Source organism: Neisseria sp. HMSC078C12 (genome assembly GCF_001838065.1).
Lineage (GTDB): Bacteria > Pseudomonadota > Gammaproteobacteria > Burkholderiales > Neisseriaceae > Neisseria.
Map to the genome: position 1 here is coordinate 259,030 of NZ_KV835599.1, position 22,945 is coordinate 281,974.

Sequence of the window (22,945 nt, forward strand, 5' to 3'; positions counted from 1 at the left end):
CACTTAAATTTTTCAGACGGCCTTTTGTATATCAACCGTTAAACAGCCAAGGCTGGCTTTGGCGGCGTTTTTCTTCAAAGGCATGAATTTCGTCAGCGTGTTGCAGGGTCAGGCCGATTTCGTCCAAGCCGTTTAAGAGGCAGTGTTTGCGGTGTTCGGTAATGTCGAATGTGAATGTTTCGCCGCTAGGGGTGGTTAGGGTTTGCTCGGCAAGATCGATGGAGAGCTGATAGCCTTCGTTGGCTTCAACTTCTTTGAAAAGTTGGTCAACCTGTTCTTCTGTCAAAACGATAGGCAAAAGGCCGTTTTTGAAACAGTTGTTGAAGAAGATGTCGGCAAAGCTGGGGGCGATGACGGCGCGGAAGCCGTAGTCGTCTAATGCCCAAGGGGCGTGTTCGCGTGAAGAGCCGCAGCCGAAGTTTTTGCGCGTCAACAGGATTTGCGCGCCTTGATAGCGTGGTTGGTTCAGGGAGAAATCGGGGTTCAGCGGGCGTTTGCTGTTGTCCATGCCCGGTTCGCCGTGGTCGAGGTAACGCCATTCGTCAAAGGCATTAGGGCCGAAGCCGCTGCGTTTGATGGATTTTAAAAATTGTTTGGGGATGATGGCATCGGTATCGACGTTGCTGCGGTCGAGCGGGGCGACGATGGCGGTAATTTTGGTAAAGGCTTTCATGTCAGATTCTTATAGTAATAATGGGAAATTTTATGGCTATTCGGCTTAGCGTGTGCTGTGCAAACCAATTCGGTTGCCTTCTGTATCTTCGATAAATGCGGCAAAGCCGTTGGCAATACGGAATTTTTCTTGTAAAAGCTTGCCGCCTGCTGCAACGGCTTTTTCTGCGGTTTCGGCACAATCCGGGCAATTGAAGAAAATGGTCGTTCCACCGTGGCCGGGTTGGGCATTGCTGTCATGCCAAATCATGCCCGCCGTGCCGTGTTGTGTGTAATCGGCCGGAAAAATGATGAAACGGAATCCGTTGCCGCCAACGTCTTGCAAGGGCTTGTCAAATACGGATTCGTAAAAGGCCTTGGCACGATCCAAATCTTGAGCATGGATGCCGAACCAGCTTGACGGATTACTCATTGCTTCTTCTTTCGCAGGGAATCTTAGGATGTCTGAATAGTAGGGAAACAGGCCGTCTGAAACGGATTCAGGAGGATCAGACGGCCCACCTTACCGAATTATTCGGTAGCTGCTTCGATTTTTTCTCCAACATGGCTCATGCCGCGGCCTACTGCATTGCCACCTTTTTTAACGGCTTCACCGGTTTTATCGGCTACGCGCTCGGCAGTCTCTTTGGTTTTGTCCCAATTGCGGCTGGTATCGTCTTTTGCGCCGGACCAAGTGCTGGAACAAGCTGACAGGATAAGGGCTGCGGCAGCCAATGCAAACAGTTTTTTCATACTAGATTCCTTTCAAGTTATCAATTGATTGAGGAGGTTTTCGGACGTTTTGCGCAATGGGAAAACTTAATTGGGCAATGTATTGTTTCAGACGGCCTGATGAATAAAGGCCGTCTGAACATGTTTTAAGCCATAGTGCGGATGTCGGTAAAACGGCCGGTTACCGCGGCTGCAGCTGCCATAGCTGGGCTGACGAGATGGGTGCGTCCGCCGTTGCCTTGACGGCCTTCAAAGTTACGGTTGGAAGTGGAGGCGCAACGTTGTCCCGGGGTCAGGCGGTCGGCGTTCATGGCGAGGCACATCGAGCAGCCCGGTTCGCGCCATTCGAAGCCGGCATCGATGAAAATTTTGTCCAAGCCTTCTTTTTCGGCTTGTTCTTTAACCAAGCCGGAGCCGGGAACAATTAATACGCGTTGTACATTGTCCGCTTTTTTGCGGCCTTTGGCGATAGCGGCGGCTTCACGCAAATCTTCGATACGGCTGTTGGTACAAGAGCCGATAAAGACGATATCGACGGGGATTTCGTTTAATGGCGTACCGGCTTCCAAGCCCATGTATTCGAGGGCGCGTTCCATGCCGCTGCGTTTGACCGGATCGGTTTCTTCAGCAGGGTTCGGTACTTTGCCGTTGATGTCCAAAACCATTTCAGGCGATGTGCCCCAGGTTACTTGAGGCTCGATGTCTTCGGCTTTGAAGTGATATTCCTTATCAAAAACTGCGCCTTCGTCAGACACCAGTGTGCGCCAGTATTCAACGGCTTTGTCCCATGCTTCGCCTTTAGGTGCGAAAGGTTTGCCTTTTACATAGTCGATGGTGGTTTGGTCGACGGCAACCATGCCTGAGCGCGCACCGGCTTCAATCGCCATATTGCACAAGGTCATGCGGCCTTCCATGGAAAGACTGCGGATGGCTTCTCCGCCAAACTCAATGGCGTAACCTGTACCGCCGGCCGTACCGATTTGGCCGATGATATAAAGCGCTACGTCTTTAGCGGTAACACCGGGTTTCAGACGGCCTTCAACTGAAATCAGCATGGATTTGGATTTTTTCGCGGTAATGCACTGGGTAGCCATGGTATGTTCGACTTCGGAAGTACCGATACCGTGAGCCAATGCGCCGAATGCGCCGTGGGTAGAGGTGTGCGAGTCGCCGCAGACCACGGTCATGCCGGGCAGGGTGGCACCTTGTTCCGGGCCCATGACGTGCACAATGCCTTGACCTTTATCCATGAACGGGAAGTAGGCGAGTGCGCCAAACTCTTTGATGTTTTTGTCCAAAGTATCGACTTGCAGTTTGGAAATCGGGTCTTGGATACCTTTGTCCCAGTCGCTGGTTGGGGTATTGTGGTCGGCTGTGGAGACTACGCTGTCGATACGCCAGAGTTTGCGGCCGGCCATTTTCAAGCCTTCAAATGCCTGCGGGCTGGTAACTTCGTGAACCAAATGACGGTCGATGTAAAGCAGAACAGTGCCGTCTTCTTCTTCGCGGACGACGTGGCTGTTCCAAAGTTTATCGTAAAGGGTTTGTGCGCTCATGATGAGTTTCTTTGCTAATTGGTAAGTATGAATGATGGTTTGTGTTTATGGGCGGATTTTAGGCTTTTTATAGGGACTACGCAATAGAAATTTGTCCAATTTTTAAAATTTGTCGTAAAGTTTCAAAAATTCCCATTAAAAATTAGACAAATTGTAGAATTGTTGACAAAAAGATGCATTTTATCTGAAAGAATGCTTGTCGAAATGCACTAAAAAGTTCTATCATTCTCACTTAATATCCACATTTACCAAGAGGTATAGAGAATGAAATTACCGGTTCTGGCTCCTGAGTACCTGACTCAATTTCAGGAATTCGAGAGAAAAATTCTTGCCAATCATGCCAAAATCGAAGCATGGTTTCGTTCGCATTGGAACGAACACCGTCCGCCGTTTTATGGTTCGGTTGACATCCGCAATGCCGGTTACAAAATTTCATCTATCGATATGAATTTGTTTCCGGGCGGCTTCAATAATTTGAATACAAACTTTATCCCGCTGGCAGCGGTTGCCGCGCAAGATGCGGTACAGCGCGCCTGTGAAACGGCCAAATCCGTATTGATTATTCCTGAAAACCACACACGCAACACATTCTATCTGCAAAACGTTTATGCGCTTAGCGAGATTTTGCGTTCGGCAGGGTATGAAGTCCGTTTGGGCAGCCTGAATCCGGAAGTTACCGAGCCGACTGAGTTTGAAACTGCCTTGGGCGACAAAATTTTGCTTGAGCCTTTATTGCGTACCCGCGAGCGCGTCCATCTTGCCGACGGTTTTTCGCCTTGCGTTGTTTTGTTGAATAACGACTTGTCCGCCGGCGTTCCCGATATTCTCAAAGGCATCAGCCAAACCGTATTGCCTCCATTGCACGGCGGTTGGACGACGCGCCGCAAAACAGAACATTTCAGTGCATACAACCAAGTTGCCGCCGAATTTGCCAAGCTGATTGACATCGACGAATGGCAAATCAATCCTTATTTTGAAAAAATCGGCGGTTTGGATTTCCAAGAGCGCGAAGGCGAGGACGCATTGGCAGGCGCGGTAGAGCGCGTATTGGCGAAAATTCAAGCCAAATACGATGAATTGGGTATTTCCGACCAGCCTTTTGTGATCGTCAAAGCCGACGCAGGCACTTACGGCATGGGCGTGATGAGCGTTAAATCCGCCGATGAAGTGCGCGGATTGAACCGTAAAAACCGCAATAAAATGGCAAAAGTCAAAGAAGGTTTGGAAGTCAGCGAAGTCATTGTCCAAGAAGGTATTTATACCTATGAAACCATGAATGGCGCCGTCAGTGAACCTGTCGTGTATATGATGGACCGTTTCGTCATCGGCGGTTTCTTCCGTGTACACGAAGGACGCGGTGCGGACGAAAATCTAAACGCCGGCGGCATGGTGTTCGTCCCGCTGTCCAACAGCATTCCCACCGGCAGCGGCGACAACTCCCAAGAAGCCCCCGAAGCCTGCAAACGCGTATTCGAACAATGGGATTCGCTCGGTATGCCACGCTCTGAAAAAGACTGCGACGTGGATAACGAACACAACCGCCTCTACGTTTACGGCGTAATGGCACGCTTGTCCTTGCTCGCCGCGGCATTAGAGTTGGAACAAACAGCGCCTCAAGCCTAATAAAACATTCATCTATATATCAGGCCGTCTGAAAATCAGTTTTCAGACGGCCTTTTATGTCTGTACAATCCATTCAAACCAATAAACGTGATTTCTTTTTATGAATAAACCAGCCAATCCTGTTGAGACAAACGACAATCTGCAAGAGCAGGCCATGCAGCGCAGCAATACGGACAATGCGCCGCGTTCTGCCATCCACCAAACCTTATATTCCGCCGATACCTTTGTTCAGCATGATTATCTTGCCGGAAAGGCTTTGCCCGATATTGCACGCCCACAAGAAGGCCAAATCAACTGGCTGCATTTTGTCGGCATCAACGATGCTGCTTTGCTCAAACACGCGCTTGAGCCTTACGGCATCCATGAGCTGGTTATTGAAGACATTCTCAGCCGCAAGCAGCGCCCGAAAATCGAAGACTACGGTAACTATGTGTTTACTGCCGCACAGGTTTACCATTACACCACCACAGGCAAGCTCCATTCCGACCAAGTGTATGTGATTATCGGCAAAGATTTTGTGTTGTCTTTTCAACAAAAACCGCTGGGCTTGTTCAGCCAGCTGCGCCGGCAGATGCACGAAAATCCGCACGACATTTTGAACAAAAACACAGCGTTTCTGGCGTATTGCCTGCTTGACCGCATTGTGGACGACTATTTTATCGTTTTGGAGTCGTACAACAACCGTTTTGAAACCATAGACAAGTCCCTGTTTAAAAATGAAAACAGCGATATTCTCAGTAAGATTCACCGCCTCAAGCGCGATGCCGTCCGCCTGCGCCGAACGCTTTTGCCCTTGCGCGATGTGTTTTACCAGCTGGCCGTGCGCGGCGATTTCGCCATTTTCAAAGGCGAATCCACCGTCTATCTGCGCGACGTGTACGACCACAATATGCAGCTTATCGAATCGCTTGATGCCTCGCGTGATATGGTGTTGAGCATGATGGACATTTATCTTTCCTTCCAATCCAACCGCATGAACCAGCAAATGCGCGTGTTGACGGTTATCACCATCATCTTTATGCCGCTGACCGTCATCACCGGCATCTACGGCATGAACTTCGACAATATGCCCGAGCTGCATTGGTATTACGGCTATTTCATGGTTTTGGGTGTGATGCTGTGCATTATCATCGGACTGCTGATTTTCTTCTCACGTAGAAAATGGCTGTAAACGGGTAGGCAAGGGGTTGAAATTCAACGATTAAAAACGGTAGAATAATTTTGCACACGTGCAGTCTGAAGTTTTCAGACAATTTAAAAATAAATATCAAAAGGAGAATAAACGATGAAACCGGAACGCCAACTTCCTTCCCATGAACTGATCATGTCCGAGCTGATGATGCCTTATACGGCAAACTTCAGCGGCAATGTTCACGGCGGCGATCTTTTGCGCCTGCTCGACCAAGTGGCATATTCCTGCGCCTGCCGTTACAGCGGTACCTATTGCGTTACTCTGTCTGTTGATAAAGTATTGTTTAAAGAACCTATTCATGTCGGTGAGTTGGTAACCTTTTACGCCAGTATCAACTACACCGGCCGCACCTCTATGGAAGTCGGCATCCGTGTTGAAGCGCAAAACATCCGCACCGGCGAAGTGCGCCATACCAATAGCTGCTACTTCACCATGGTTGCCGTTGAAGAAGGTAAGCCGGTTCCTGTCCCACCTTTGGAAATCAATACACCGCGCCAACGCTGCCGTTATGAAAGGGCTAAAAAGCGCAAAGAGTTGAGTCTGCAGGCTGCAAACGAAGATTCTGGCTGCAACTAAATTGAATTTATTAAATAATGAAGGCCGTCTGAAATCCTGTTTCAGACGGCCTTCACGCAAAAGCCATAAACCGCTTGTTTTGTGGTAGAATCAACAAGATTTTTGCCATACGAAATTACAGATAATCATGACCAACGCAACCATCCGCAACGACCATAAATTTGCACTTGAAACCCTGCCTGTCAGCCTTGAAGACGAAATGCGCAAGAGCTACCTCGATTACGCCATGAGCGTGATTGTGGGTCGAGCCCTGCCGGATGTCCGCGACGGTCTCAAGCCGGTACACCGCCGCGTGTTGTACGCGATGCACGAGTTGAAAAACAACTGGAATTCCGCCTATAAAAAATCGGCGCGTATCGTCGGTGACGTTATCGGTAAATACCACCCCCACGGTGATACGGCCGTTTACGACACCATCGTCCGTATGGCGCAAGATTTCTCCATGCGTTATGTGCTGATCGACGGTCAGGGCAACTTCGGTTCTGTCGACGGCTTGGCCGCAGCAGCCATGCGTTATACCGAAATCCGCATGGAAAAAATTTCCCATGAAATGCTGGCGGATATCGAAGAAGAAACCGTCAACTTCGGCCCCAACTATGACGGCAGCGAACATGAGCCGCTGGTATTGCCGACCCGCTTCCCTGCGCTGTTGGTAAACGGTTCGTCCGGTATTGCCGTCGGTATGGCAACCAATATCCCGCCGCACAATTTGGGCGATACCATCAATGCCTGCCTGCGTTTGTTGGATGAGCCTGAAACTGAAATCGACGAGCTGATCAACATTATCCAAGCGCCCGATTTTCCAACAGGCGCAACTATTTACGGCTTAAGCGGCGTGCGCGAAGGCTATAAAACCGGCCGCGGCCGCGTGGTGATGCGCGGTAAAACCCATATTGAGCCTATCGGTAAAAACGGCGAGCGCGAAGCCATTGTTATCGATGAAATCCCATATCAAGTAAACAAAGCCAAGCTGGTTGAGAAAATTGGCGAGTTGGTACGCGAAAAAACACTGGAAGGCGTATCCGACCTGCGCGACGAGTCCGACAAATCCGGTATGCGTGTCGTGATCGAATTGAAACGCAATGAAAATGCCGAAGTCGTTTTGAACCAACTCTACAAAATGACCCAGCTGCAAGACAGCTTTGGTATCAACATGGTGGCCTTGGTTGACGGTCAGCCGCGCTTACTGAACCTGAAACAAATCCTGTCCGAATTCCTGCGCCACCGTCGCGAAGTTGTTACCCGCCGTACCCTGTTCCGCCTGAAAAAAGCGCGTCATGAAGGCCATATTGCCGAAGGTAAAGCGGTGGCCTTGTCCAATATCGACGAAATCATCCGTCTGATTAAAGAATCTGCCAATGCGCCGGAAGCCAAAGAAAAACTGCTGTCCCGTCCATGGCGCAGCAGCTTGGTTGAAGATATGCTCAGCCGCACGGATTTAGACCTGCAAATGATGCGTCCTGAAGGCTTGCCTGAAAATTTGGGTCTGCATAGCCAAGGTTATTACCTGAGCGAATTGCAAGCCGATGCCATCCTGCGCATGAGCCTGCGCAACCTGACCGGCCTCGATCAGGAAGAAATTGTCGGTGAATATAAAAATCTGATGAGTAAAATCATTGATTTCGTGGATATTCTTTCCAAACCAGAGCGTGTTACCCAAATCATCCGCGAAGAATTGGCAGACATTAAAGCCAACTTCGGTGACGAGCGTCGCAGCGAAATCAATCCGTTTGGCGGTGATATTGCCGATGAAGACCTGATTCCGCAACGTGAAATGGTCGTTACCCTGACTCATGGCGGCTACATCAAAACCCAGCCGACCACCGACTATCAGGCGCAGCGTCGCGGCGGCCGCGGCAAACAGGCAGCAGCAACCAAAGACGAAGACTTCATCGAAACCCTGTTTGTTGCCAATACGCATGATTATTTGATGTGCTTTACCAATTTGGGCAAGTGCCATTGGATTAAAGTGTACAAACTGCCGGAAGGCGGCCGCAACAGCCGCGGTCGTCCGATCAACAACGTTATCCAATTGGAAGAAGGCGAAAAAGTCAGCGCCATCTTGGCCGTCCGCGAGTTCCCGGAAGACCAATACGTCTTCTTCGCCACCGCACAAGGCATGGTGAAAAAAGTCCAGTTGTCTGCGTTTAAAAACGTCCGCAGCCAAGGCATTAAAGCCATCGCGCTTAAAGAAGGCGATTACTTGGTCGGCGCAGCGCAAACCGGCGGTGCGGACGACATTATGTTGTTCTCCAACTTGGGCAAAGCCATCCGCTTTAACGAATATTGGGAAAAATCCGGTAACGATGAAGCAGAAGATGCCGATATCGAAACCGAAAACGAAGATTCAGACGGCCTGGATGATGAAAATGCCGAAAACGCATTGCCAAGCGGCAAACACGGTGTCCGTCCGTCCGGTCGCGGCAGTGGCGGTTTGCGCGGTATGCGCCTGCCGGCCTATGGCAAGATTGTCAGCCTGATTACCTTCGCCCCTGAAGCCGAACAAAGCGATTTGCAAGTATTGACCGCTACCGCCAACGGCTATGGCAAACGTACCCCGATTGCCGATTACAGCCGTAAAAACAAAGGCGGCCAAGGCAATATCGCTATCAATACCGGCGAGCGCAACGGCGATTTGGTTGCCGCAACTTTGGTCAGTGAAACCGACGACCTGATGCTGATTACCAGCGGCGGTGTCCTGATTCGTACCAAAGTTGAGCAAATCCGCGAGACCGGCCGCGCTGCCGCAGGCGTGCGTCTGATTAATTTGGATGAAGGCGAAACCTTGGTCAGCTTGGAGCGCGTGGCCGAAGAGGCTGAAGATGAAGCCGCTTTGGAAAGCGATGCAGCTGAAAACCAAGTGGTAGAAGCTGAAGATACTCCGTCTCAAGAATCTTAAACGTCAATGAAAAAGGCCGTCTGAAAAGTTTTCAGACGGCCTGCTTATTCCAAAAGAAAATCCCGTGAGCGCAACCGAACCGTTCGATTTACCTCTTTTTCTGAAAAATCTGCCCAATCTGCCGGGCGTGTACCGTTTTTTTGACGAAGACAACAATGTTTTGTATGTCGGCAAAGCGGTCAATCTCAAGCGGCGCGTTTCCAGCTATTTCCAAAAAAACGACCATTCGCCGCGCATCGCATTGATGGTAAAACAGGTTCACCACATCGAAACCACCATCACGCGTTCCGAAGCCGAAGCGCTGATTCTCGAAAACAACTTCATCAAAGCCTTGTCGCCGAAATACAATATCCTTTTCCGCGATGATAAAAGCTATCCTTATTTGATGCTCAGCGGCCATCAATATCCGCAAATGGCGTATTACCGCGGCACGCTGAAAAAGCCCAATCAATATTTCGGTCCGTATCCCAACAGCAACGCCGTACGCGACAGCATTCAAGTGTTGCAAAAAGTATTTATGCTGCGTACCTGCGAAGACAGCGTATTCGAGCACCGCGACCGTCCTTGTCTGCTTTACCAAATCAAACGCTGCACCGCTCCTTGTGTCGGCCACATCAGCGAAGAAGATTACCGCGACAGCGTACGTGAAGCCGCGACTTTCCTCAATGGCAAAACCGACGAACTGACGCGCACCTTGCAACACAAAATGCAAACCGCCGCCGCCAATCTGCAATTTGAGGAAGCAGCCCGTTACCGCGATCAAATTCAAGCGCTCGGCATCATGCAGAGTAATCAGTTTATCGACAGTAAAAATCCGAACAATCCAAACGATATCGATTTGCTCGCGCTGGCGGTTTCAGACGGCCTGGTTTGCGTACACTGGGTTAGCATCCGCGGCGGACGGCATGTCGGCGATAAAAGCTTTTTCCCTGACACCAAAAACGACCCCGAACCAAACGGGCAAGACTACGCCGAAGCCTTCGTCGCCCAACACTATCTGGGCAAAAGCAAACCCGACATCATCATCAGCAACTTTCCCGTTCCCGATGTGCTGAAAGAGGCTTTGGAAGGCGAACACGGCAAGCAGATGCAATTTGTCACCAAGACCATAGGCGAACGCAAGGTCTGGCTGAAAATGGCGGAGCAAAACGCACAAATGGCGATTGCCCAACGCCGCCTGCAACAAAGCAGCCAGCAACACCGTATTGATGAACTGGCTAAAATCCTCGGCATGGATTCAGACGGCCTCAACCGCCTTGAATGTTTCGATATCAGCCACACGCAAGGCGAGGCCACTATTGCGTCCTGCGTTGTGTACGATGAGCAAAACATCCAGCCTTCGCAATACCGCCGCTACAACATCACGACCGCCAAGCCCGGCGACGACTACGCCGCCATGCGTGAAGTGTTGACGCGCCGTTACGGCAAAATGCAGGAAGCCGAAGCCAACGGCGAGGCCGTCAAATGGCCGGATGTCGTGTTGATAGACGGCGGCAAAGGGCAAATCGGCGTAGCCGTATCAGTATGGGAAGAACTCGGGCTGCACATTCCTTTGGTCGGTATCGCCAAAGGCCCTGAGCGCAAAGCCGGTATGGAAGAACTCATACTGCCTTTTACCGGCGAAGTCTTCCGCCTGCCACCCAACAGCCCGGCCTTGCATTTATTGCAAACTGTACGCGATGAGTCGCACCGCTTTGCGATTACAGGCCACCGCAAAAAACGCGACAAAGCACGTGTTACTTCCTCACTTAGCGAAATCCCCGGTATTGGCAGCAAACGCCGCCAAGCATTGCTTACCCGATTTGGCGGTTTACGCGGCGTGATTGCGGCCAGCCGTGAGGACTTGGAAAAAGTTGAAGGCATCAGCAAAGCCTTGGCAGAAACCATTTATGAGCATCTGCACTGATTGGCTTGAAGAGCAAAAAGGAACAATATGAAACCTGTCATCATCAAAAATATCGAGATCGGCAAAGGCCTGCCTAAAATTGCCGTGCCGCTGGTGGCCGCCAATACGCAGGAATTGGAGCAGGCTTTGCGTATTTTGAAAGATACGGCTTTTGACATCATTGAATTTCGTGCAGATTTTTTCCAAAAAGCGCTTGATGCCGATTTTATTGCCGAGCAATTAGGCATTGTTCGACAGGCTTTTCCTGACAAGCCTTTACTGTTTACGTTTAGAAGGGCGCAAGAGGGCGGCAATACGCCTTGTTTGGACGACTATTATTTTAAATTATTGGAAAAAATCATCCGTTCCAAACAAGCCGATATTATCGACATCGAGCTTTTTGCCGAGGAAAGCGGCATAAAACAAACCATAGCTTTGGCGCATGAGTATCAAACTGCCGCCTTGCTTTGCAATCACGATTTCCAAGCCACTCCGTCTTTGGCAGACATTACAGGCCGTCTGAAAACAATGGCCGAGTGGGGTGCAGATATCTGCAAAATTGCCGTGATGCCGCAATCGCCGCAAGATGTATTGACCTTATTACAGGCAACATATGATGTTTCACAAATTATCAATCGCCCGATTATTACTATGTCTATGGGTAAAATCGGAGCCGTCAGCCGCTTGGCCGGCTCGACTTTCGGCTCGGCCATTACCTTTGGTGCGGCACAAAAAACGTCGGCCCCCGGCCAAATTGATGCCAACGAATTAAGGAAAATCTTGGCAATTTTGGGATAGTTTAATTATTAATATTCAAGGACGTCTGAAAAATATTTTTCAGACGGCCTGATTTTTTTAAATTTATTTCTTTTAATTTTAAATAAAATAGGTAACAATAGGCTTCCTATTTTAATAACTAGAGGAGAAATAAAATGACTACTACTAAAGAAAACCTGGCGAATCCAGGTCCAGTAGGCCTGTGTGGATTTGCATTGACAACTTGGTTGCTCAGTCTGATTAACGGCGGCTTTTTTACTGCTCAAGAGGGTGTCGGCTTAGTTTTGGGCATGGCTCTCGCCTTTGGTGGTATCGCCCAAGTTATTGCCGGTATGTTTGAATTCAAGAAAGGCAATACGTTTGGTTTTACCGCTTTTATCAGCTATGGCGCATTCTGGTGGACGTGGGCTTTGTTTACCATCTTTTTCAAAGGTGAAACAGCTCCGGCATTTATCGGTTGGTATCTCTGTGCATGGGGTATGTTTTCGCTGATGATGTTTGTGGCCACCTTGACCAAGCCTAAAGTATTGAGCGGTATTTTCTTTTTCTTGACACTAACTTTCTTTGCTTTGGGTATTGGCGATGGCATGGAAAATCATAGCATCGTCCATATCGGCGGTTGTTTAGGCTTGGTAACTGCACTTGGTGCGTTCTACTTGGCAGCAGCAGAGGTTATCAACGAATCTTTTGGCCGTACTGTTTTGCCGGTTGGCGAGCGTAAATAAGGTTGCTTAAACAAAATGCCGTCTGAACGGTGGAAATGAAATCAAAGATTTCAACCACAATGTTCAGACGGCATTTTTTATTTGTCTTCAAAATAAATTATAGTGTTGTTAGGTAACTATAGATTATTGGATTATAATGAAGAATTTATCCATTTCCCATCACAAAGCCATTCTTTCTTGTCTATTCTCCATTCTTCTTTTTGAAAAATCATTCGAAATCTATATAAATTTTCTAAACCAGCGTGTTCCTCTTTAATATAGAAATAAGTTTTATTCCCCTCATTGCCCTCATTAATTATATGATGTGTTTCTAACTTATATTCAAAGGGGAATCGAACAGACAATGATACTTCCCTGGCTCTTAGTGTTTTCTTGGATGTACAAAACTGATCAAAAATAGCAGATAATTCATTCTTCAACATCTCTTTATAAGATTTGCTTCTTAAGCTCCTACACGCTTTTCTTTCCCAAGAATACATTTCCTGCATAAAATGAAGTAGTGTTTCTTTTGCTAGACTTGTATGGCTCATATCTTATTCTACTCAAACTATTACTTATGGGTTAAATTTATTGCCTAGATAGCTTCATAAAATCATTATATTATTTATCTGTATATGCAATCTACTTGAATGAAGCGAATCTTTCGGCCGTACTGTTTTGCCGGTTGGCGAACGTAAATAAGGTTGCTTAAACAAAATGCCGTCTGAACGGTGGAAATGAAATCAAAGATTTCGGCCACAATGTTCAGACGGCATTTTTATTTGTCTTCAAATAAATCGACATCAAATAAATCCGGCTCTTTGATGCGCTCCCGACAATCAAGCTTGATGTCTTCAGTAACCCGGCAGCAGCACGGCAAAATTTCTCCGGGCGCGACAAAAGCGAGCGGAAAATTATCATAAGAGACTTTTCCATCCAAGATTTTAACCCGGCATGAACCGCAATAGCCGCTGCGACATTGGTATTCAACCTCGTGTCCAGTGCGCTCCAAGCCCTCCAATAAGGTTTCGCCTTGTTGGAGTTGGAAGGTTTTGTCGTGTGTGCTGATGAGTGCCATATGATTTGTTTGGATTGGAAAGGCCGTCTGAAACGGTGTAAAGACGAAATCAAAGATTTCAGCCACACCGTTCAGACGGCCTTGATCATAAAACCGAATGTTCGATTACAGCTCGAAATCGCCCAAATCGTCGGCATTGACTTCCGAATCAATCTGACCAATCAGGTAAGAGGAAATTTCCACTTCTTGCGGCGCAACCTGTACATTGTCAGAAGACAGCCATGCGTTAATCCACGGAATCGGATTTTGGGTCGCACCTTCAAATCCGGCAGGAAGGCCAACCGCCTGCATACGCAGATTGGTAATGTATTCAACGTATTGAGCCAGAATTTCCTTGTTCAGGCCAATCATTGAGCCGTCTTTAAACAGATAGGCCGCCCATTCTTTTTCCTGCTCGGCTGCTTTTTTGAAGAGGTTGAAGCACTCGTCCTGCAATTCATTGGCAATTTCAGCCATTTCAGGATCATCGGCACCGGCACGCATCAGGTTGAGCATATGCTGGGTGCTGGTCAGGTGCAGGGCTTCGTCACGGGCAATCAGCTTGATGATTTTGGCGTTGCCTTCCATCAATTCGCGCTCGGCAAAGGCGAAAGAGCAGGCGAATGAAACGTAGAAGCGGATGGCTTCCAATACGTTGACGCACATCAGGCAGAGATAGAGCTTTTTCTTCAACTCACGCAAAGACACGGTAACGAGCTTGCCACCGATATTGTGCGAACCTTCGCCCAACAGATTGTAATATTGAGTGTATTCAATCAAATCATCATAATAGCAGGCAATGTCTTCAGCACGGGCGATGATGTATTTGTTTTGCACAATATCATCGAACACGACTGACGGATCATTCACGATATTACGGATGATATGAGTGTAGCTGCGCGAGTGGATGGTTTCGCTGAAGCTCCACGTTTCAATCCACGTTTCCAGCTCGGGAATAGACACCAAAGGCAAGAACGCAACGTTCGGACTGCGGCCTTGGATCGAATCGAGCAGGGTTTGGTATTTCAAATTGCTGATGAAAATATGTTTTTCGTGTTCGGGCAGATTGGCGTAGTCAATACGGTCGCGCGACACGTCGATTTCTTCCGGCCGCCAGAAAAACGACAGCTGCTTTTCAATCAGTTTTTCAAATACTTCGTATTTCTGCTGGTCATAACGAGCAACATTCACTGGCTGACCAAAAAACATCGGCTCTTTCAGCGCGTCGTTTTTGGTTTTGGAAAAGGTGCTGTATGACATGACTAGGTGTTCGCAGGACATAGTGTTTCTCTTTTTAAAAAATAATATTTAGTTTTCAGAGTACCTTTTGATATTCAAAACAAGACCATCTGAAAATTATTTACAAACCTCAATCACAAGCCATTATTTAAATAACTTTCATTTTTCACTTTGCTCTTTTATTTCGGATATACATTTGTGAACGATTTTCTGACAACCTAGTTTCAAAAATATCAATTACACGCACTAAATCTCCCAACTTCGTATAACCATAATTTTTACTATCAAAAGATGATTGGTTATTGATAATCTTCCCAACATTACTTAATGATGCCCAACTGTCTTCATCACAACTATTAGCAATGGCTTCTCTTAATAAATTCATTAATGTGGTATCACATTTAAGTTCATTAGCAGCTCTCTTCCGAATTTCAGCTGGTTGAGCATTTGTCCCACTGCTTTTATCAAAACTTGCATCTAAAAATAAAAATTTGCTACATGCAGCAACCAACGACTTAGGTGTTTTATGTTCGCCAAAACCAATGACTTGTTTCCCTTCCATTTTTATTCTCATTGCTAACGGTGTGAAATCACAATCGGAAGAAACAATGCAAAAAACGTCTATTTTATCTTGAAATAATAAATCCATTACATCTATGGTCATCGCCATATCAGTTGCATTCTTACCCTTTGTATAATCAAACTGTTGAACAGGTGCTAGAGCATAATCCAATAAGACAGCTTCCCAACCTTTTAATTGGTCACTTTTCCAATTCCCATAAATTTTTCTTATCATTACTGAACCATAATTTGCAAGTTCATTAAGAATAAAATCAATTTTCCCAAAAGGTGCGTTATCCGCATCTATAAAAAGAGCAACAATAGATTGCTCAGGTATATTTTTCAATTTATTTTTCCCCTATGTTATTTATTATTTCAGACAACTTCGTGAGGCCGTCTGAAAATCCCCCTTATTAAATCTTACAGGCCCCACCTGCGCAGCCGTCATCCTGAATATCGGTCTGCGTATCGTCCGCACCGTCGCGGGTGTTGTGGTAGTACAGGGTTTTGACACCGTATTTATAGGCGGTCAGCAGGTCTTTGAGCATTTGTTTCATGGAAACTTTGCTGCCTTCAAATTTGTTCGGGTCGTAGGCGGTATTGGCGGAAATCGATTGATCGACGAATTTTTGCATTACGCCGACAAGTTTCAGGTAGCCTTCGTTGCCGGGAAGCTGCCACAGAGTTTCGTAGGCGTCTTTCAGGGTTTCAAACTCCGGCACGACTTGTTTCAAAATACCGTCTTTCGATGCTTTGACCGTTACCAATCCGCGTGGCGGCTCGATGCCGTTGGTGGCATTGGCAATTTGCGAGCTGGTTTCAGACGGCATGAGTGCGGTCAGGGTAGAGTTGCGCAGGCCGTATTTGACGATGTCGGCACGCAGGCTTTCCCAGTCGTAGTGCAAAGGCTCGTTGCACACGGCGTCCAAGTCTTTTTTGTAGGTGTCGATAGGCAGTTTGCCTTGCGAATAAACAGTTTGGTTGAACAGTGGGCATGCGCCGTATTCTTTGGCAAGGTTCACCGATGCTTTGAGCAGGTAATACTGCATGGCTTCAAAGGTGCGGTGGGTCAGGCCGAGGGCGGAGTCGTCGCTGTAACGTACGCCGTTTTTCGCCAAATAGTAGGCGTAGTTGATGACGCCGATGCCGAGTGTGCGGCGGTTCATGGTCGCGGTGCGTGCGGCTGCAACCGGATAGTCTTGATAGTCCAACAGGGCATCAAGTGCGCGTACGGTTAAATCGGCAAGCTCTTCCAGTTCGTCCAAGTTGTTCAATGCGCCCAAGTTGAAGGCGGACAAGGTGCACAAGGCAATTTCGCCGTTCGGATCGTTGATGTTGTCCAGCGGTTTGGTCGGCAGAGCGATTTCCATGCACAAGTTGGACTGATGAACAGGCGCAACGCGTGGATCAAACGGGCTGTGTGTGTTGCAGTGGTCAACGTTTTGGATGTAGATACGACCGGTACCGGCGCGCTCCTGCATCAGGGTGGAGAACAATTCTGTTGCCGGCAAAGTGCGTTTGCGGATGTTTGGGTCTTGCTCGTATTGAGTGTAGAGGCGTTCGAATTCGTCTTGATCGGCAAAGAAAGCGTCGTACAGGCCGGGAACTTCATTCGGCGAGAACAGGGTAATATTGCCGCCTTTAATCAAGCGGGTGTACAGCAGGCGGTTGATTTGTACGCCGTAGTCCAGCTGACGGATACGGTTGTCTTCTACGCCGCGGTTGTTTTTCAATACCAACAGGCTTTCGGCTTCGATGTGCCACAATGGGTAGAACAAGGTTGCCGCGCCGCCGCGTACGCCGCCTTGCGAGCAGGATTTAACCGCTGCTTGGAACATTTTGAAGAATGGGATGCAGCCGGTGTGTTGTGCTTCACCGCCACGGATTTCGCTGCCCAAGCCGCGGATACGGCCGGCGTTGATGCCGATGCCCGCGCGTTGGGAAACGTATTTCACAATCGCGCTGGTGGTGGCGTTGATGGAGTCGAGACTGTCGTCGCATTCAATCAATACGCAGCTTGAGAATTGACGGGTAGGCGTACGCACGCCGCTCATGATAGGCGTAGGCAGCGATACTTTGAATGTGGAAACGGCGTCATAAAAGCGTTTGACGTAATCCAAACGGGTCTCTTTCGGATATTTGCTGAAGAGACACATGGCCACCAAAATGTATAAGAACTGAGGCGTTTCATAAATTTGGCGGGTAACGCGGTTTTGAACCAGATATTTGCCTTCCAGCTGTTTCACGGCAGCATAAGAGAAGGTCATGTCGCGGCTGTGGTCGATATAGGCATTCAGCTCGTCGAATTCTTCGCGGCTGTAATCTGCGATGATGTGGCGGTCGTATTTGCCTGCTTCGGTCAGTTTTTTAACGTGATCGTAGAGGTGGGGCGGTTCGAACTCGCCGTAAGCGATTTTGCGCAGATGGAAAATGGCGAGGCGGGCGGCCAGATATTGATAATCAGGCGTGTCTTGTGAGATCAGGTCGGCCGCGGCCTTGATGATGGTCTCATGGATGTCGTCGGTACGGATACCGTTGTAAAACTGAATATGTGATTTGAGCTCGACTTGCGATACGGAGACGTTTTGTAAGCCTTCCGCCGCCCAAGTAACAACACGGTGGATTTTGTCTAAATCGATATCTTCCAAGCGTCCGTCGCGTTTGGTTACTTTAATATTCGTTGCTGCATTCATTATTCAGTCTTCCCATTAAAAAACACAAGATACGGTATTTGATTGCTTTGAACGGCACAATATAATGTATTTTTCTTTGTTTAACTAGACTTGACAATGCGCTTTTTTCAGGGGTTGATTAAAGAGGGGAATGGCTCAGGCTAGGTTTTATGTGGGTTTGTGGCGGTCAGGCATTATTTTGTGTTTGCATCACATTTGTTTAAAATTTGTCTAGAGGCTTATGAAATAAAGAGATTTATATTCAGGTTTCGTCTAAATGGAAGGTGTGTTAAATTTTGCAAAGGAAGTAGTATGATGTAGTAATTAACCACATTTTTGTCATGTGAAAAATGGGCGTTTTGCCGGTGCCTAGGCGAAACATATAATGGAAAAACTATTTAGGAGAAGAATCCATGTTGATGCTGAAAAATTTAGGTTCCGCACTTGCGGCGGTTACCGTATTGAGCTTGGGTGCTTATTCTGCCGAGGTGGCGGCCAAGCCGCATGGCCCTCAGGCGAGCAAACACCAGCCAGCGAAGAAAAACAAATTGCATCCTGCCTGCAAGCAATACCTTGAGCGCCGTGCCACTTGGTATCGCTACAAAGGCAACAAGGCCGAGCTGAGGGAAAACCGTAAAGCGGAAAAAGCGTTCCGCGGTTTGCCTTATGCCGAGCAAAAAATTCAATGCCAAGCCGCTTATCAGGCATTTGATGATTTTGATCACGGCAAATTCCGCCGCCGTTAATCCTCTGATTTGAATAAAGGCCGTCTGAATGTTTCAGACGGCCTTTGATATTTATTTCTCAACAATGATTTTGTTTTCGGCTTGAGGCTCGTATTGGGTGGATTCATCACCGTAATACAATACGCCCAGCTTGATGGGGATGCGGCCTTGCGATTTGCGGTGGGCATTGGAGTCGCGCAGGGAGTAGGCGCAACCGCAGTATTCTTGTTGGTAGAAATGTTCGCGTTTGCTGATTTCAATCATGCGTGCGCTGCCGCCGCCTTTGCGCCAGTTGAAATCCCAATAAACCAGGTCATCGTAGGGCTCGGCAGCGCGATGGCCGCAGCCGTTGATCTGTTTCATGTCTTTCCAGCGTGAAATGCCTAATGAGCTGGTGAACACGTGGAAGCCGTTTTCATGGGCATATTGTGCCGCTTTTTCAAAACGCATATCGAAACACATGGTGCAACGGATACCGCGTTCAGGTTCGAATTCCATGCCTTTGGCTTTGGCGAACCATTCTTTGCGGTCGTTTTCGTAGTCGTCGTCTTTGTCGATGAAGGGAATGCCGAATTTATCCGCAAAGCGCATGTTTTCTTCTTTACGCAACATATATTCTTTGTGCGGATGGATATTGGGGTTGTAAAAATAAATGGTGTAGTCGATGCCGCTGGCGAGCAGGGCTTCCATTACTTCGCCGCTGCACGGAGCGCAGCAGGAATGCAGCAGGACTTTTTTATGGCCACCGGGCGGAACGAGGATGGGGCGGTCGATATCGGTAACGATAGGCTTGGTTTTTTCGGTCATGGTTGTATTCTGTTTTTGATATTTTGTTTCAGACGGCCTTTATCTCTGAGGCCGTCTGAAGGGGTTGAAATCTATTTGTCTATTTTAACAGAGCAATACTTTATGGAACAGATTGTTTCTGTGTTTCTTTTTCGTTTAACGGTTTGAAATCTTTAGCGTCCGGCGGCGGTTCGGCAAAGATGGCATCGGGATTGTGGTGCGCTGCAAATTCTGTCAGCAGGTTGCGGTAGTCCAACGATTGCTTCATCAGTTCGGCAGCGGCGGTACGCAGGTTGTCCACGTCTTCCGGCGGCAGATAAAAACTGGTCGGAATGTTCAATACTTTTTCCCTCAACTCGGAAGGAGGGAGGTCTTTGAGGTTAAGGCTGACGAAGGAGAAACTGATGCCGTCAGTCTGTTTGTCTTTATTCCACTGATCGACGAAGGCGCGGAAACGGCGCAGGGATTCTTGCGAGTTTTGGTCGATGGGGATATTGACGATGGAGGAGACGACGTCGCGGAAACCGGGAACGGCCGCGGTTTTGTCCAAATTGCTGCTGACTTGGTTTTGCGCATTGACGTTGATGACGACGATATGGCGGATGTTGTTTTGCAGGATTTTATTTGTCAGGATTTTTTCCGGGTACATTTCCGTCATATCCAAAAGGCTGCGCATGCCCAGATTGTCGGTCAGACCGCCGTCTATCAGGTGGATGTAGGGTCGGTTTTTCCCGTCTGCGTATTTTTGGAAGCGCTCGTAAAACTCTTTTATGGTGCGGCTTTGTTGTCTGCCTGTTTCACTGTCGTCTACATCTTCGATTTTAATCGGCGGCGTGTAGTTGCAGCGACCGCCGTTGTTGTTTAGGGTAATCGGTGCAAAGACCATGGGGACGGAACTGGATGCGGCGACGGCGCGGGCGATGCGGAGGTTGCCCAGGTCGATACACATCGGATCAAAGTATTCCTGCGTGAAGTTGAAGCGTTCACCTATGCCCATATCGGTGGCGGAAATGATGGCAAACGGGCCTTTACCGTGTTTTTCCAAATCGCGGAAAGTGGTCTTGCCGAAAAGATAGTTTTCAAACTGCTCCTGCAACAAATCTCCGCGTCCGTATTCAGGCGAGGCCAGTCGGGGCAGGTTGGACATGGAAAAGGCTTGTTTGATGACTTGGCGTTAGAAGTTTTGGTGTAGGAAACGTTTGTAAAACAATGGGATGGTGTCTTCGCCTTTTAATGCGAAATAGGCGGCCAAAACCGATCCGCCGGATACGCCGACGACGACATCGACGTTGGCCAGCAAGGATTTTCTTTTGCCGCCGATGGTTACCTGCTGCTGGTTGAGCTGTTCCAAAACGCCGTAACCCAAGGCCGCCGCACGCGTTCCTCCGCCTGAAAACATGACGACAATTAAGGTATCGTCATCGTCTTCACGCTGGAGTTTGCTGGTTTCAAAGCGGTAGCCTTGCTTCAAATCGACTGCATCAATACCGGCAATGGGTTGGTATTTCACCAAGGAGCAGGCGGATAACAGGGCGAGAGAAAGTATGGAAAGCGTGGATTTGAGCGGGAATTTCGGCATAAAGTCAACAAAATCGGAAAATTATTGAAAACGGATTATAAAGGTTTTCAGGCGTTGTTCACAGAAGCAGACCTTTCAGACGGCCTTTTGTGTCGATTTTCCGTTATAATCGACACAATCTTTATCTTTCCAAACCCTTATGGCGCAACCGAACCGCATCAACCACGAACCTGTCTTTCTGCTTGCTTCCGCCCCTTGGCGCGAGAGCAGCTTGTGGGTGGAGGCCTTCAGCCGCCGTTATGGACGTGTGGCTTTGTTGGCCAGAAGCGCACGTAAACGGCAGAGCGAATTGCGCGGCGTGTTGGTGCCGTTTGTGCCGGTGAGTGCGTCTTGGTATGGTTCGCAAGAGTTGAAGACCCTGCATCGCGCCGAATGGATAGGCGGTTGGCCGCAGCCGCAGGGCAGGGCTTTATTCAGCGGATTGTATGTGAACGAGTTGATGCTGAAGTTGACCGTCCGCGAAGACCCGTTGCCCGAGCTTTACGATGTTTTGGCGGAAACCATGAAAACCATTTGCCGCGAGGCCAACCACATTGCCGCATTGCGCCGTTTTGAATGGACGCTGCTGACACGCTTGGGCTTTGCCCCCGATTTGTTCCATGACGGCAACGGCAATGAAATCAACGGCGAAGAAACGTATTGGCTCACGCCGGAAGAGGCTGTGGTTCCCTTGGCCGAGGCCGACCGCTTTCACGCGCTCAATAAAGGCGTTGCCGTATCGGGTGCGACGTTAATCGATTTGAGGGAAGGCAGTTTCGTTCATCAGGAAAGTCTGGGGCAGGCTTTGAAAGTGACGCGGCTTTTAATTGACAACCTTCTGCCCGAGGGCATCAAGTCTCGGCAGGTTTTGCAGCAGTTGCAGCAGTTTGGTTTGGACAGTTGAATTTTTCAGACGGCCTGTGAATATGAGCAGGCTCAGGCCGTCTGAAACTTTAAAGAAAGGACATTATTATGTTGTTAGGCGTAAACATCGACCATATTGCCACCGTCCGCAATGCGCGCGGTACGATTTATCCCAGCCCTGTCGAAGCGGCGCTGATTGCGGAAACCCACGGCGCAGATTTAATTACCATGCACTTGCGTGAAGACCGCCGCCATATTAAAGATGCGGACGTGTTTGCCGTTAAAAACGCCATCCGCACGCGCCTGAATTTGGAAATGGCGCTGACGGAAGAAATGCTGGAAAACGCGCTCAACGTGATGCCGGAAGATGTGTGCATCGTGCCTGAAAAACGCCAAGAAGTAACCACCGAGGGCGGTTTGGACGTATTGGCGCAACAGGATAAAGTGGCCGAGTTCACCAAAATCCTGACCGACGCAGGCATCCGCGTGTCCTTGTTTATCGATGCCGACAACGCGCAAATCCAAGCCGCTTATGATGTCGGCGCCCCCGTTATTGAATTGCACACCGGTGCATATGCCGATGCGCACAGCCACGCCGAGCAAATGAAACAATTCGAGCGCATTCAAAATGGTGCGCATTACGCCAGCGATTTAGGCTTGATCGTCAACGCCGGACACGGCCTGACCATTCACAACGTAACGCCGATTGCCCAAATTCTCGCCATTCGCGAGCTGAACATCGGCCACTCTCTGATTTCCCAAGCACTCTTCCTCGGCCTGCCTGAAGCGGTCCGCCAAATGAAGGAAGTCATGTTCAGGGCCAGAATGCTGCCTTAAGGGCATCAGCCATACCGGCTAAAGCGGTTTGCTTTGGCCGGTAGCCGCATT

20 protein-coding genes and 1 pseudogene are annotated in these 22,945 nt (G+C 48.6%); 10 read left to right on the plus strand and 11 right to left on the minus strand.

Translation table 11 applies throughout. The features are described from left to right. Positions 1-31: 31 nt before the first annotated feature. From leuD to leuC, 4 genes are all read right to left on the minus strand, one after another. A complete protein-coding gene (gene leuD, locus HMPREF2596_RS04755) occupies positions 32-673 on the minus strand; it encodes a 3-isopropylmalate dehydratase small subunit (protein ID WP_070849964.1) in 642 nt (213 codons plus the stop codon). Between the two features lie 45 nt (positions 674-718). Further along, complete coding sequence (locus HMPREF2596_RS04760; protein ID WP_049349466.1) at positions 719-1,084, minus strand: VOC family protein; 366 nt, start codon at positions 1,082-1,084, stop codon at positions 719-721. Positions 1,085-1,182: 98 nt separating this feature from the next. Beyond that, positions 1,183-1,404, minus strand: a complete 222-nt coding sequence (locus tag HMPREF2596_RS04765; RefSeq protein ID WP_070849966.1) for a hypothetical protein — start codon at positions 1,402-1,404, stop codon at positions 1,183-1,185. Positions 1,405-1,529: 125 nt separating this feature from the next. After that, positions 1,530-2,939 (minus strand): 3-isopropylmalate dehydratase large subunit, encoded by a 1,410-nt coding sequence (leuC, locus tag HMPREF2596_RS04770; RefSeq protein ID WP_070849968.1) that lies wholly within the window; start codon positions 2,937-2,939, stop codon positions 1,530-1,532. A 264-nt stretch (positions 2,940-3,203) separates the two neighbouring features. Between leuC and gshA the strand changes: the two genes are divergently transcribed. From gshA to HMPREF2596_RS04805, 7 genes are all read left to right on the plus strand, one after another. Next, positions 3,204-4,562 (plus strand): glutamate--cysteine ligase, encoded by a 1,359-nt coding sequence (gene gshA / locus HMPREF2596_RS04775; RefSeq protein ID WP_070849970.1) that lies wholly within the window; start codon positions 3,204-3,206, stop codon positions 4,560-4,562. A 100-nt stretch (positions 4,563-4,662) separates the two neighbouring features. Continuing rightward, on the plus strand, positions 4,663-5,733 hold the full coding sequence (gene corA, locus HMPREF2596_RS04780) for a magnesium/cobalt transporter CorA (RefSeq protein ID WP_070849972.1): 1,071 nt from the start codon (positions 4,663-4,665) through the stop codon (positions 5,731-5,733). A gap of 114 nt (positions 5,734-5,847) precedes the next feature. Continuing rightward, the gene (locus tag HMPREF2596_RS04785; protein WP_070849974.1) at positions 5,848-6,330 is read left to right on the plus strand and encodes an acyl-CoA thioesterase; all 483 of its coding nucleotides are present in this window, start codon (positions 5,848-5,850) and stop codon (positions 6,328-6,330) included. A gap of 127 nt (positions 6,331-6,457) precedes the next feature. Then, the gene (gene gyrA / locus HMPREF2596_RS04790) at positions 6,458-9,229 is read left to right on the plus strand and encodes a DNA gyrase subunit A (RefSeq protein ID WP_070849976.1); all 2,772 of its coding nucleotides are present in this window, start codon (positions 6,458-6,460) and stop codon (positions 9,227-9,229) included. A gap of 64 nt (positions 9,230-9,293) precedes the next feature. Further along, entirely contained in the window at positions 9,294-11,135 is a 1,842-nt protein-coding gene (uvrC, locus tag HMPREF2596_RS04795) for an excinuclease ABC subunit UvrC (protein ID WP_070849978.1), read from the plus strand. 27 nt (positions 11,136-11,162) lie between these two features. Then, positions 11,163-11,912, plus strand: coding sequence for a type I 3-dehydroquinate dehydratase (gene aroD / locus HMPREF2596_RS04800; protein WP_070849979.1), 750 nt, complete (start codon positions 11,163-11,165; stop codon positions 11,910-11,912). Between the two features lie 134 nt (positions 11,913-12,046). Beyond that, positions 12,047-12,616 (plus strand): acetate uptake transporter, encoded by a 570-nt coding sequence (locus tag HMPREF2596_RS04805; RefSeq protein ID WP_070711946.1) that lies wholly within the window; start codon positions 12,047-12,049, stop codon positions 12,614-12,616. A gap of 131 nt (positions 12,617-12,747) precedes the next feature. Here the strand turns inward: HMPREF2596_RS04805 and HMPREF2596_RS04810 are convergent, their stop codons facing one another. From HMPREF2596_RS04810 to nrdA, 5 genes are all read right to left on the minus strand, one after another. After that, positions 12,748-13,146 (minus strand): NTF2 fold immunity protein, encoded by a 399-nt coding sequence (locus tag HMPREF2596_RS04810; protein WP_070849981.1) that lies wholly within the window; start codon positions 13,144-13,146, stop codon positions 12,748-12,750. Positions 13,147-13,373: 227 nt separating this feature from the next. Then, positions 13,374-13,673, minus strand: coding sequence for a class I ribonucleotide reductase maintenance protein YfaE (gene yfaE, locus HMPREF2596_RS04815; RefSeq protein ID WP_003686421.1), 300 nt, complete (start codon positions 13,671-13,673; stop codon positions 13,374-13,376). 105 nt (positions 13,674-13,778) lie between these two features. Next, positions 13,779-14,912, minus strand: coding sequence for a class Ia ribonucleoside-diphosphate reductase subunit beta (gene nrdB, locus HMPREF2596_RS04820; RefSeq protein ID WP_039863698.1), 1,134 nt, complete (start codon positions 14,910-14,912; stop codon positions 13,779-13,781). 145 nt (positions 14,913-15,057) lie between these two features. Continuing rightward, complete coding sequence (locus tag HMPREF2596_RS04825; protein ID WP_070849983.1) at positions 15,058-15,798, minus strand: NYN domain-containing protein; 741 nt, start codon at positions 15,796-15,798, stop codon at positions 15,058-15,060. A gap of 67 nt (positions 15,799-15,865) precedes the next feature. Beyond that, positions 15,866-18,145 (minus strand): class 1a ribonucleoside-diphosphate reductase subunit alpha, encoded by a 2,280-nt coding sequence (nrdA, locus tag HMPREF2596_RS04830; RefSeq protein ID WP_070849986.1) that lies wholly within the window; start codon positions 18,143-18,145, stop codon positions 15,866-15,868. A 392-nt stretch (positions 18,146-18,537) separates the two neighbouring features. Between nrdA and HMPREF2596_RS04835 the strand changes: the two genes are divergently transcribed. Beyond that, a complete protein-coding gene (locus tag HMPREF2596_RS04835) occupies positions 18,538-18,870 on the plus strand; it encodes a stress response protein (protein WP_070849987.1) in 333 nt (110 codons plus the stop codon). Positions 18,871-18,921: 51 nt separating this feature from the next. On the opposite strand, the gene HMPREF2596_RS04840 is transcribed toward HMPREF2596_RS04835, so the two are convergent. After that, the gene (locus HMPREF2596_RS04840) at positions 18,922-19,656 is read right to left on the minus strand and encodes an epoxyqueuosine reductase QueH (RefSeq protein ID WP_070849989.1); all 735 of its coding nucleotides are present in this window, start codon (positions 19,654-19,656) and stop codon (positions 18,922-18,924) included. A 100-nt stretch (positions 19,657-19,756) separates the two neighbouring features. Continuing rightward, positions 19,757-21,214: pseudogene (locus HMPREF2596_RS04845) on the minus strand (patatin-like phospholipase family protein). A gap of 139 nt (positions 21,215-21,353) precedes the next feature. Between HMPREF2596_RS04845 and recO the strand changes: the two are divergent. Both recO and pdxJ read left to right on the plus strand, forming a co-directional pair. Next, entirely contained in the window at positions 21,354-22,097 is a 744-nt protein-coding gene (gene recO / locus HMPREF2596_RS04850) for a DNA repair protein RecO (protein WP_070849991.1), read from the plus strand. 68 nt (positions 22,098-22,165) lie between these two features. Further along, the gene (gene pdxJ, locus HMPREF2596_RS04855; protein ID WP_070849993.1) at positions 22,166-22,894 is read left to right on the plus strand and encodes a pyridoxine 5'-phosphate synthase; all 729 of its coding nucleotides are present in this window, start codon (positions 22,166-22,168) and stop codon (positions 22,892-22,894) included. Positions 22,895-22,945 lie beyond the last annotated feature (51 nt).